The following is a 12,287-nucleotide window of genomic DNA, read 5'->3' as shown; positions in this document are numbered from 1 at the left end:
CTCCGTCCGAATTCAATTACAACTCTACAAGTAAGTTGGATACCAAAATATACCTCAAGTTGTTACCGTTGCCGCTATCAGGCGGTCAATCTGGTAGATTTACTAAGTCATTTATCGGTTATTATCGAACCGATATAAAAGCAACAGATAGTAGTAACTCTATTAATTTTACATAATTAATTTTATGTATGTTTATTCTTTATTGTATGTTTTACGGATGGTATCTTTGATGCTTTCAACTGTTGGTATCATTGCATTTTCTAGGTTTTGTGCATAAGGCATTGGCACATCTTCTCCTGCGCAACGGCGGATTGGTGCATCTAGATAGTCAAACGCTTCTGACTCTGAAATAATAGCTGAAATCTCTCCGATATAGCCACTTGTTTTGTGGGCGTCGTTGACAAGCACAACCTTACCAGTCTTCTTCACTGAGTTAATGATGATATCCTTATCAAGCGGAACTAGGGTACGTGGGTCCACAATTTCAACTGAAATGCCTTCTTCAGCTAATTCTTCAGCGGCTTGAACCACACGACGAAGCATTTTACCGTAAGTAACGACTGTTACATCCGTTCCTTCGCGTTTGATTTCGCCAACTCCAAGTGGGATTGTGTAGTCTGGATCAACTGGCACTTCCCCTTTTTGGTTAAATTCTGATTTGTATTCAAGAATAATAACAGGGTTGTTATCACGGATAGAAGACTTAAGCAGTCCTTTCATATCCGCAGGTGTACCTGGAGCTACAACTTTAAGTCCAGGAATGTGAGTGAACCAAGACTCTAGAGACTGAGAGTGTTGGGCTGCAGAACCAACTCCGTTACCAGCTGCACATCGAACAGTCATTGGAACCTGACCCTTACCACCAAACATATAACGTGTTTTAGCAGCTTGGTTGACGATATTGTCCATGGCAATGACTGAGAAATCCATAAAGGTCATATCGACAATTGGACGGAGTCCTGTCATGGCTGCTCCTGCTGCTGCTCCAGAGATAGCAGCTTCAGAAATCGGACAGTCACGGACGCGTTCTGGACCAAATTCTTCGAGCATTCCAACAGAAGTTCCGAAGTCTCCTCCGAAGACACCGACGTCTTCTCCCATCAAGAATACATTTTCATCGCGACGCATTTCCTCAGACATAGCAAGGATAATGGTGTCACGGAACGACATTGTTTTTGTTTCCATTTTTATCTCTTTCTCCTTAGTCTGCGTAAATATCTTCAAATGCTGATTCTAGTGGTGGGAATGGGCTTTCTTCTGCAGATTTAACAGAAGCTTCTACTGCTTCCTTAACTTGTGCTTGGATTTCTTCCAATTCTTCGGCACTTGCAATATTGTTTTCAATGAGGTACTTGCGAAGGTTTTCGATTGGGTCTTTTTGTTTCCACAATTCCACTTCTTCACGGGTACGATATTTACCAGGGTCAGATGATGAGTGACCAAGCCAGCGATAAGTTACACTTTCGATCAAGACTGGGCCATTGCCACCACGAACATGATCTACAGCTTTCTGAAATCCTTCATAGACATCAATGACATTGTTTCCATCTTCGATAAACATTCCAGGGATTCCATATGCAGCGCTACGGTGATGGATATGCTCTACATTAGTCATTTTCTTGATATCCGCAGAGATTCCATAACCGTTGTTAATGCAGTAGAAAATAACTGGCAGTTTCCAAATAGAAGCCATATTAACTGCTTCGTGGAAAACACCTTCGTTGGTTGCACCATCTCCAAAGAAGCAGACAACGATTTTACCAGTATGTTGAATTTGCTGGCTGAGGGCTGCACCGACTGCGATTCCCATACCACCACCTACGATACCATTGGCACCAAGATTACCAGCATCCAGGTCGGCGATATGCATAGAACCACCTTTTCCTTTACAGGTTCCAGTGTATTTCCCGAGGATTTCAGCCATCATTCCATTGAGGTCGATCCCTTTGGCAATAGCTTGTCCGTGCCCACGGTGGTTGGATGTGATCAGGTCATCTGCATTTAAAGCCAGCATGGCTCCAACGTTTGCTGCTTCTTCTCCAACAGAAAAGTGAGTCATACCCGGAACTTTTCCCTTTTTTACTAGTTGTGCAATTTTTAAGTCCATACGACGGATTTCTTCCATCTTACGAAACATCTCTAATAGGAGAGATTTGTCTAAAGTCGCCATATTATTGCCTTTCTAACCTACAATTTACTATTATATTTTAAACGATTATGAAAACCCTGTCAAAATTTATGCTTTTTGTCATTTCACAAAGAAAAACCAGTCTATCCATTGAATAGACTGGTTCTAGAAGTTTAATTAAAAGTTTCACAAACTTTTTATGCTAGATTAGTTTTTAGCAATTTTAAACTGTTAAATAATAGAAAGACATAATCTAGCTTAGTCTGCTTTTTTAGAGAAGTCTTCAATCATTTGCTCCATTTGATCGCGACTAGGGGTAGTCAACATATAGAGGTAGTCTCCTTGTAGCTCTGCAAAAGCAGCAGGCATGTCTTTCTTTACCTTAAAGTTATCTTTATATTTTTCCAGCAACTCTTCCTCAGCATATGCATAATTAGTTGAAGCGCGACGCGAAGTAGCAAGACAGAACTGAGGTGCCATGTGTGCAGCTGGGAAAGGCTCTCCTGCTACAATAGCCGCATATCCTTTGTAAAGATCAATTGAATGAGCAAAATTATAAACATCAATTGTAAAACCACCCGCAGGACGGTTATTGTACTCAATTGCCACATAATCATCCCCATCACGGAAGAACTCAATATGGAAAAAACGCTCTTTCATACCGAAGACTTTAACAATTGCTTCTCCGTAAGCACGGAGCTTGGGATCCATATCCTTGAGGACGTAGTAGGAATTATCCATCTTATAGATCATCAAATCTAAAGGTGTATGGGCATAGTCGAAGGTAGTTGAAAAGACAATATTACCATCTTTATCTACCAAACCATCAAATGTACAAATCTCACCTGACTGAACAAACTTTTCAAAGAAATAAACTGTTTCTTGATTCCATTCTGATTTGAAATGTTCTACGTCTTCTTTCGTCTCTAATTTAAAAGTCGCTGCTGCTCCTACACCATTATCTGGTTTAGCTATCAAAGGTAAACCAAGTTTATTAACAGCTAAGTCAACTCCTGAAATGGTCTTGACAACCTGTCCAGGCACAACAGGAACACCAGCCTTTTTAAAGAGTTTTTTCATTTCAGACTTAAATTTTGTTTTCTTCAAATCTTTTGGCTTAGCTCCAAAGACATTAAATTGTTCACGAAGCTGAGCGTCCTGCTCCAACCAATATTCATTATGAGATTCAATCCGATCAATAGGCCCATGCTTATAGAAGAGAAAGGCAACAGCTCTTTTTACTTCGTCAAGATTTTCGAGATTTTCAACACGGAAATATTCTGTCAGAGCATCTTTTAAAGGTTGATCTAATTGGTCATACGGTTCCTGGCCAATTCCCAGAACAGTAATTCCTTTGTTAGCTAATTCTACAGTAAACTGTTGAAAATTTTGAGGATAATAAGGGGATATAACGATATAATTCATAAATGACCTCCATTAAAGGTTGAGTTCGTTAAGGAAATATGGCATTTGCTTACGCCACCAGACCCAGTCATGAGCCACATCATGGCCCCACTCAGCAAACCAAGCAGGAATCTGTTTATAATCAAAAGCTCTTTTCAAAGTGTAAAAAGATGGCAATCCATCCGCCTCCCAAGCTCCATGACCGGTGCAAACAATGATATCTGCTTGTCGATAACGATCAATAAACCAGCCATCATTTTGATTCCAAATATAATCAGCTGGAGAGTTCTGATAAACAGCCTCATCGTTCCCATAATCACCTAAAAAATATCGTGCATCATAGACACCACTAAGAGCAATTACTTTATTGAAAACATCGGGATGTTGAAGGAAAAAATTCATAGCGTGATAACCACCCATTGAACATCCTGTTGTCATCATAGGATCAAACCATCCTGTTTTATGTTTAATAAAGGGAATAGCTTCTTGGATGACATAATGTTCATAAGCACGATGCATCTCAGCTCTATCGTGTGGGCTTTTCCAATCTGCTAACCAGCTTTCACTATCAACACTGCTCAAAGTAAAAAATTGTATTTTACCGGCTTCAATAAAACCAGAGCAAGCATCAATCATGCCAAAGTCTGCATATTCATTATGACTTCCACCAGAAGAAGCAAAGACCAGAACAGGAAGACCAGAATGCCCATAGCGATTAACATACATTTCTCGATTAAGATTTCCACTCCAATGACTTAAAAATTCAACATGCATAATAGACTCCTTTCTTTGATACGTTGAGATCATTTCCTATAGACTGTATTTACCACTGCTCGCTTAAAAAACGAAGGCACTCAAGTAAATGTTCTGACCAAGCAATCTCGTTATGTTCGGCACCAGCCTGGATTTTTAAAACAAGATTGTCAATATCTATGCCAGCAACTAAGAGCTGACGATAGTATTTAACAGATGAATCAATATATGCTTGTTTTATATTACCAGCCATCAAGGTTTTGTCCGTATCATCTGCCTCATCGGTTCCAACATAAATAAAGACCCGTTGATTCAGTTTAAGTGATTGACGCTTGATATAGCGATCAAAATCTTCTTGATGAAGCCAATTAGCGGATGAAAAAACACCGAGGCAACCAATTTGATTTTCATATTCAACACCCATAAACTGAGTAATATTACCACCTAAAGAGCTCCCAATCATAGCTGTATGTTTGAAATCAGATTTAGTTCTATAATTTTCATCAATAAAGGGCTTAACGACATCCATTACGAATTCAGCATACTCACTGCCTTTACCACCGAAAGAAACGCCTGGAATGTTCATTTCTTTATACTTCCACGCCGAGTATTCATTCATTCGATTGACTCCATCATTATCAATTGCGACGACAATCATTTTTTCTAAATCAGGATTGCGTTTGATAATTGGAATAATCTTCCAGGAATGACCGCTGAAAGACTCTTTACTATAAAGAACATTTTGTCCATCATGAAAATAAACAACAGGATAACTTTTTTCAAGATCCTCTGAGTAATTTTTCGGCAATAAGACTCGAACTCTACGTTTTGTCTGGCTATATGGGACAAGAAGTTCATGAGTTTTCATATCTAGGTAAAAATAAGATTTGTTCATTATCTGAAAACTTTCTATTTCCAATAAATTTTATCTATTATAACACAAAAAAAGAAAAAAAGTCAGGTTTTCCTGAACTTTTTTTAACTAAATCTAATCAACGTACGTTTCTTCGTCTTTATTCATCCAAGCATATGGAAGACCAATCAACAGACCACCACCAATTACATTACCAATAAATGTAATGCTGAAATGTCTTAAAACATTGAAAACATCAAATCCTTGGACCTGACTAACAATCTTATTAAAAGCAATCAATGAGAAAGAGGCAAAGTTTGCAGCCAAGTGTTCGTTAGTCAAAAACACGAACATATATATAGCTGAAATTACGATCCACATTTTTGCTGTAGAGCTCTTAATCAATAAGAATGATAAAATAGCAACATTTACAAAAATGTTAGCCGCAATAGCTTCAAATAAAACTACACTATTACCTCGGCTAAGCTTGTTTGCAACAACTGTCCCAACGAAGGCATCCAGTGTCAATCCAGCATAAGCTACTGTTTGGTTGAAAATCCAACCAATAATTGCCGCTCCAACAAGATTAAAGAAAGTACAGTACAGTAAAATCAGCAAGGCTTTAGAAAATTTGATTTTTTTCAAAAAAGTTCCTGCAGTCAAGTACATCATGTTTGATGTTGTTAACTCAGCGTTTAAGAAGAGGATATATACCAATCCCCAAGCAAATATGAACGGAAACAGGAGGCGTCCAGAGCCTGGTACTATTTTGTTAATAACGTCTGCAGCAATCGCTCCTGCAGCAGTACTCAAAGTTAAGAAAGCCCCAGCATACATAGAACGAACAGCATACTTTGCCTTACTACTATCAAATAAGGCTTCCTTCTTCTGACAAGCAAATGCAACTTTTGTGATAAATGACGATTCTGCCATACTAATTTCCCCTTAAAAAATATTACGACCATTATATCATAAAATGAAGAATTACGAAATCGTTTTCTTGAATTTTAAGAGAAAAAAAGAATTAGGATCTTTTCCTAACTCTTTTCCTACTTTTTCGTTTAACGGTTCGCCCAAGCGACGTCTTCGTCCAATATTTCTTGACTAGTATACTGCTGACGATAAATATTATAAACAAGATCGCCACTGTATGCTTGCTGATAACTGGGAGTATCATATTGAGTCAAGTTATACTTTTCAATAATATAATTTAATTTTGCATTATAACTTGAATCCGTTGCATAAACACCAGTTAAAGCCGCTGTTGCATCTTGATAGCTAGTTGTGTTACTCTTCCATGCATTCGCATAATAACCTTGGCGAAGAATTGCTACGTAATCTTGTAAAGATTCATAATAACTTGGGTAAGAACGGAATTCTGCATCAATATTATATGCATTACCTTGACCATCATCTTCCCAAGTAAGCATTGTAGCAGACTGGCCACCGTAGTGTCCTTTTACACCAAAGAGGTTATAGTGAGGCGCTGAAGCTAAGCCTGAGCGACCTGAATTACTTTCAAGAATAGCTTGGGCGATCATTACTGAAGCGTATAAGTCATTTTCCTGACCCAATTGACGAGCTGATTCAGCTATCTGAGAAATAAATACTTCAGTTGGATTATAGTATTGAACTGTTTGTTCTTCGTTAGCATCGACTGACTTTGTATTGTTTGCTAGTAAAGCACTAATCATAACGGCAGACATAAATACTGTCATCACTGCTAAAAGTGCACTCATTTTCTTCTTCATAGTCTTAACTCCTAAAAAATACTACAATAATTGTAGCATAATAAATAATGACATAAAATGCGAATTGATTACAATTTCATGACAGTTTTGCTTTTTCTTAGTAAAAAAACAGAAGGACTCTTCTGTTTTTTTTGTTATTCATTCACTTTTTCTAAGATAGCATTCCAAGATGCATCTATACCAGTTTTATCAACTGATGAAAAAAGGATAAATGTATCAGCTGGATCAAAATTTAGTTTTTTCTTGATTGCCGATTCATGTTTGTTCCATTTCCCACGAGGAATTTTATCTGCTTTTGTTGCTACAAGAATTACAGGGATTTCATAGTACTTCAAAAATTCATACATTTGAACATCATCCGCACTTGGATCGTGTCGTAAATCAACTAAACTGACTACAGCTCGCAGATTCTCTCTGCTGGTCAGGTATTCTTCAATCATTCTTCCCCATTTAGCACGTTCAGTCTTTGAAACCTTAGCATAACCATAGCCAGGAACATCAACAAACCGAAGTTTATTATCAATATTGAAGAAGTTTAACAATTGAGTTTTCCCAGGTTTCCCAGATGTACGCGCTAAATTTTTACGATTAAGCATCGTATTAATAAAACTTGATTTACCAACATTAGATCTACCAGCAAGAGCGATTTCTGGAATATCATCTTGAGGATAGTGAGATTTATTAGCCGCACTCAGCAAAATTTCTGCATTATGTGTGTTAATTTCCATATTTTGACCTCAAGCAGTCTCTAAAATTGGTTTATCCGTACCATCAACGGCTTCCTTTGTAATTCTGACAAGTTTCACATTTTCTTTACTTGGAACTTCAAACATAACATCCATCATGGTTTCTTCGATGATAGAACGTAGACCACGGGCCCCAGTTTTGCGCTCAATGGCCTTGTTCGCGATTTCCTGTAAAGCATCATCATCAAACTCTAGTTTAACATCATCGTAAGACAAGAGAGCCTGGTATTGTTTAACCAAAGCATTCTTTGGCTCACGAAGAATACGAACCAAGTCATCTACAGTCAGTTGTTCCAGAGCAGCAAAAACAGGCAAACGGCCAATTAATTCAGGAATAATTCCAAATTTTTGAATATCTTCAGCAATAATAGCCTGCATGTAGGACTCGTTTTCATCGATAGCTTTGTTATTTTGACCAAAACCAATAATTTTCTCGCCCAAACGTTGTTTTACAATTTCTTCAATCCCATCAAAGGCACCACCAACGATGAAAAGAATATTTTTGGTATCAACCTGAATCATTTCTTGCTGCGGATGTTTGCGACCTCCTTGAGGCGGAACACTTGCTACAGTACCCTCGATAATTTTTAAGAGAGCTTGCTGTACTCCTTCACCTGATACATCGCGCGTGATAGAAACATTTTCACTCTTTTTAGCGATCTTATCAATCTCATCTACGTAGATGATTCCTCGTTCTGCACGTTCAATATTGAAATCAGCCGCCTGTAAAAGTTTTAAAAGGATATTTTCAACGTCTTCTCCGACATAACCAGCCTCTGTTAAAGCTGTCGCATCAGCAATAGCAAAAGGCACATTTAAACTTCTAGCTAAGGTCTGAGCAAGAAAAGTCTTCCCAGATCCCGTTGGACCGATCATTAAGATATTTGATTTTTGTAATTCAACATCATCTTCTTCGCGACTGTCATGAAAATTAATACGCTTGTAGTGATTATATACCGCTACAGCTAGCGCTCTTTTAGCACGTTCTTGACCGATGACATAATGGTTTAGAATATGCAATAATTCTTGAGGTTTTGGAACCTCTGACAAGTCAGCTAAGACTTCTTCGGCTAATTCTTCACGGATAATTTCTTGTGCTAATTCTACACACTCATTACAAATAAAAGCGTTATTACCCGCAATAATCTTTTGAACCTCATCTTGGTTCTTCCCACAGAATGAACAATATACCATCATCTCTTCATTACGATTGGTAGGCATAATACTAGTCTCCCTTTAAAATATATTCGTCAAATTTAAAATAAAGTCATATAAAAAGCGTGAATACTATTCACTAAATTTGTAAAGGCATTAAGCAAAAATAAAATGGACAAGCCATACCGCCTCTTCCGAAAAGTCTGTACGGAACAAACAAGGCAAATGGCGCACAAAAAGGCCGTAAAAACCCCAAAAACACTTCTTTCCACTTTTTATGAACCCTTTCTTTCTAGAATCTTCACGGTAAAATCATAGGCATTCTTGTCATCTTTAGGATGAAACTGGCTACTCACTTCTCTAAATGCTCTTAAGTCAAAATCCTTTGGAAAATAAGTATCACCCTCAAAACAAGCATGAATTTCAGTTTTAATAATTTCATCTAAATGATGCTGAAATAAGGAAAAAATTTGACCACCGCCAATGATATAAAGATTTTTCTCCTGTTCCTCATACCATTTTAAAACAGAAGGCAAGTCGTGAAATATTAAGACAGATTCATTTTCAACAGTATAATTCGGATCCTTAGTCAGAATAAGACTTGTCCGGTTTGGTAAAACACGCTGATCCATACCATCGAAAGTCACTCTTCCCATTAAAATAGCATGACCAGAAGTAATTTCTTTAAAGTGCTTTAACTCTGCTGGTAAATGCCAAGGCAAGGATTGATTTTTTCCAATCAGCTCATTTTGATCTTGTGCCCAAATCGCCGCAATCTTTTTAGTCATTTCATAATCCTTTTAATTGATATCTCTATTCTATCAAAAAATATAAAAAAAGACTTGATTGGACTACCACTTCTCTTCATTTATTTCCAAGCGAAAACAGATAAAAATTCGATAACCATTGAGGTTATCGAATTAAACTTTTGATTTAAGATTTATTTTTTTTCGCCTTCATAAATAGAATGTAAACTACCAAAAGAGCTAAAACTCCAAATGCAGAAATATATAATACTGTAGAATCCGATCTTTTATGTTCAACAGAAGCGGTCTCCGTCTCCGAATTATCAGTATTAGGATCTACATCACAAGCATCTCTCTTTTTTGACTTTTCCTCTGTAGCAGTCTCTTCACCACTTGTTTGATTTTGTTTGTTTTTGGGCCCCTTTCCATGGCAGCGAAGAGCAAGAGATTGCCGTTTCTCTCTTAAAGTCTTCTTGTGGTTTCGAGATTCAATCTGTTTCGAACCATCAAGCACTTCAACTGAAGATTGCTCTCTCTTCTCTACTCTCCAGTGATTTAAGCGAGCTTGATCATCAGCTTTGACTTCTGCTACTTGGAAGAATAAGACAAGAATTGCAAGCAAAGCGATAGACAATACAAGAACCCAAGATTGTTTTGGTCTATGCATCTTTAAAAAACCAGCTATCATATTAGCACCTCCATGGGTAAGCGTTTGCAAAAGTTATATCTATTGTCATTATAACACTTTATATCTTTCCTGCAATTATCTGCTACGAAAGAAAAATCCCACCGAAAAACTTCGGTAGGAATTATTGAAATTAAATTGCTAAATCAAATTTGAGCTGAGGTTTAACCGGATCATAGTCTAATAACTCAAAATCTTCTGCTTTAATATCGAAGAAATTGGTCCCGTCAGGCACATTTAGAACGAGCCGTGGCTGACAGTCGCTAGGTTCTCGACGCAACAGCTCCTCCGCCTGCTCGAACTGATTGTCATAGATGTGTAAGTTATTGATAAAGTAAAAGAACTTGCCTACCTTCCAGCCAAAATGCTTGGCAATCATCATCTGTAAAGCCACATACTGCATAGCATTAATATGGTGAGCAACTAGCATATCATTCGAACGTTGAGTCAGAGTCGCATCCAGATAAATGTCTCCATCTACACGTCGAACGTCAAACATGGTTTGAAAAGCACATGGAAGCAAGCCATCTGTTTCTTCAAAAGCTTCATAATCCCAGAGAGAAATAATGTTGCGGCGATTCCAAGGATTAGCTTCCAGCTGTTGGAGAATTATATGGATAATATCGTGCTTTTTAACAACCGCTCCGTAGCGTTGGCCTATTGTACCTGTAGCGCCAACTTCCCAGTCATTCCAATAGTGAACATTGTACTTATCGTTGAGCAATTCCAGACTATTAGACTGGTCTTGATAAATCCAGAGTACTTCCTTGATGGCAGACTTAATGGCAATAGGGCGCAGAGTCGTGATCGGGAATTCTCCTTTACTCAAATCGTACTCAGCAAAAGAACCAGTGATGTATTTGGAGTTAGCCACATTTCCATCCTTGTATCGTGGACGGGCATTTTCAGAGAATACTCCTTCTTTTAATATTCTTCTAATATTTTCTTTAAAAATCGTATCAGCTTTTGTCATTAGATCTCCTTCAACAGTAAACAACTTCTAGTATTATAGCAAACTTCCCATAAAAACTCTCCCACAGAGTCTGCAGGAGAATAAAAATGAATTTTAAAATTATTGAAGAACCAAGGATGCTGCACCGATAACACCAGCATCATTTCCTAGAGTTGCCAAAGCTAATTTTGTTGATGTACGAACCTGAGGGAAGGTATTTTCGTCATAAACTTTTTGAATTCCCTCTAACAAGAAAGGCCCCGCAGCTGATACACCGCCACCGATAACAATCGTAGATGGATTAAGGATTGATCCAATATTCGCGCAAGCAATTCCTAGGTAACGAGAGAAGTTTCTATAAACGATAAGGGCTAACTCATCTTCTTCTTTCGCTAAATCAAAAACTGTTTTAGCTGTGACGTCTTCTCCATTATCGATGAGTTTCTTTAATTCAGCCTCACCAGCGTACTCATCAGCATACCGACGAGTTAAATTGACAATACCTGTCGCAGACGCAACGGTTTCCAAACAGCCCTTCTTTCCGCAAGTACATGGAATTGGCTGATCAAAATCAACAGTAATATGCCCAAGCTCTCCTGCTGCACCAGCAACGCCATGGAGAAGTTTGCCTTCAGCAACAATACCGCCACCTACACCGGTTCCTAAGGTCATAAAAACAACATCAGGCTGATTTTCTCCAGCTCCCATCCAGCGTTCCCCCAATGCTGCGACATTCGCATCATTGTCGATAAAGAATGGAATTCCAGTAGCTTTTTCAATTTTTTCTTTTACGGGTTGCAAGGTTTTCCAGTTTAGGTTATAGGCACCAATAACAGTACCTTTTTCACGGTCTACCACTCCAGGAGAACCCATTCCGATTCCCAAGAAATGATCTGCTGTTAGCTGAAGCAAGTCCAAACGATGAAGAATAGATTCAATCATATCATCAACGATATGGCTTCCTTCATCTAAAATATTTGTTTTTATAGACCATTTTTCTTGAATTTGTCCTTCTTGAGTTAAAATTGCAAATTTGATGGAGGTACCACCAAGGTCAATACCAATGATTTTTTTAGACATTGTCCTCTCCTCTGATTCTTTTATTCAACCCCAT

Annotated in this window: 13 protein-coding genes; all 13 read right to left on the bottom strand. The window is 38.0% G+C overall.

Annotated features, from left to right (window positions below; genetic code table 11):
- Positions 1 to 192: 192 nt before the first annotated feature.
- The 13 genes from HMPREF0847_RS02775 to HMPREF0847_RS02715 all read right to left on the bottom strand — a co-directional run bounded on the left by HMPREF0847_RS02775 (position 193) and on the right by HMPREF0847_RS02715 (position 12,253).
- Positions 193 to 1,185 carry an alpha-ketoacid dehydrogenase subunit beta gene (locus HMPREF0847_RS02775; RefSeq protein ID WP_008808674.1) on the bottom strand — a complete coding sequence of 331 codons (993 nt, stop codon included), beginning with the start codon at positions 1,183 to 1,185 and terminating at the stop codon, positions 193 to 195.
- 16 nt (positions 1,186 to 1,201) lie between these two features.
- Positions 1,202 to 2,170: a thiamine pyrophosphate-dependent dehydrogenase E1 component subunit alpha gene (locus tag HMPREF0847_RS02770; protein ID WP_008808673.1), complete on the bottom strand. Its 969-nt coding sequence runs from the start codon at positions 2,168 to 2,170 to the stop codon at positions 1,202 to 1,204.
- 216 nt (positions 2,171 to 2,386) lie between these two features.
- Complete coding sequence (locus HMPREF0847_RS02765; RefSeq protein ID WP_008808672.1) at positions 2,387 to 3,553, bottom strand: ATP-grasp domain-containing protein; 1,167 nt, start codon at positions 3,551 to 3,553, stop codon at positions 2,387 to 2,389.
- A gap of 12 nt (positions 3,554 to 3,565) precedes the next feature.
- Positions 3,566 to 4,306: an esterase family protein gene (locus HMPREF0847_RS02760; RefSeq protein WP_020992631.1), complete on the bottom strand. Its 741-nt coding sequence runs from the start codon at positions 4,304 to 4,306 to the stop codon at positions 3,566 to 3,568.
- A gap of 49 nt (positions 4,307 to 4,355) precedes the next feature.
- Positions 4,356 to 5,180, bottom strand: coding sequence for an alpha/beta hydrolase (locus HMPREF0847_RS02755; protein WP_008808670.1), 825 nt, complete (start codon positions 5,178 to 5,180; stop codon positions 4,356 to 4,358).
- A 93-nt stretch (positions 5,181 to 5,273) separates the two neighbouring features.
- Positions 5,274 to 6,071, bottom strand: a complete 798-nt coding sequence (locus HMPREF0847_RS02750; protein ID WP_008808669.1) for a formate/nitrite transporter family protein — start codon at positions 6,069 to 6,071, stop codon at positions 5,274 to 5,276.
- A gap of 128 nt (positions 6,072 to 6,199) precedes the next feature.
- Positions 6,200 to 6,889, bottom strand: coding sequence for a glucosaminidase domain-containing protein (locus tag HMPREF0847_RS02745; protein ID WP_008808668.1), 690 nt, complete (start codon positions 6,887 to 6,889; stop codon positions 6,200 to 6,202).
- 134 nt (positions 6,890 to 7,023) lie between these two features.
- Positions 7,024 to 7,617, bottom strand: coding sequence for a ribosome biogenesis GTP-binding protein YihA/YsxC (yihA, locus tag HMPREF0847_RS02740; protein WP_008808667.1), 594 nt, complete (start codon positions 7,615 to 7,617; stop codon positions 7,024 to 7,026).
- A 9-nt stretch (positions 7,618 to 7,626) separates the two neighbouring features.
- Positions 7,627 to 8,856 carry an ATP-dependent Clp protease ATP-binding subunit ClpX gene (gene clpX / locus HMPREF0847_RS02735; RefSeq protein WP_008808666.1) on the bottom strand — a complete coding sequence of 410 codons (1,230 nt, stop codon included), beginning with the start codon at positions 8,854 to 8,856 and terminating at the stop codon, positions 7,627 to 7,629.
- Between the two features lie 209 nt (positions 8,857 to 9,065).
- A complete protein-coding gene (locus HMPREF0847_RS02730; protein WP_008808665.1) occupies positions 9,066 to 9,578 on the bottom strand; it encodes a dihydrofolate reductase in 513 nt (170 codons plus the stop codon).
- Positions 9,579 to 9,723: 145 nt separating this feature from the next.
- Positions 9,724 to 10,224: a hypothetical protein gene (locus HMPREF0847_RS02725; RefSeq protein WP_008808664.1), complete on the bottom strand. Its 501-nt coding sequence runs from the start codon at positions 10,222 to 10,224 to the stop codon at positions 9,724 to 9,726.
- 130 nt (positions 10,225 to 10,354) lie between these two features.
- Entirely contained in the window at positions 10,355 to 11,194 is an 840-nt protein-coding gene (locus HMPREF0847_RS02720) for a thymidylate synthase (protein WP_008808663.1), read from the bottom strand.
- Between the two features lie 99 nt (positions 11,195 to 11,293).
- Positions 11,294 to 12,253 (bottom strand): ROK family glucokinase, encoded by a 960-nt coding sequence (locus tag HMPREF0847_RS02715; RefSeq protein ID WP_008808662.1) that lies wholly within the window; start codon positions 12,251 to 12,253, stop codon positions 11,294 to 11,296.
- Positions 12,254 to 12,287: the final 34 nt, after the last annotated feature.

Source organism: Streptococcus sp. 2_1_36FAA (genome assembly GCF_000161955.2).
GTDB classification, from domain to species: domain Bacteria; phylum Bacillota; class Bacilli; order Lactobacillales; family Streptococcaceae; genus Streptococcus; species Streptococcus gordonii.
The sequence above is the reverse complement of the archived record's forward strand: the minus strand, read 5'-3'. Positions and strand labels throughout refer to the sequence as shown.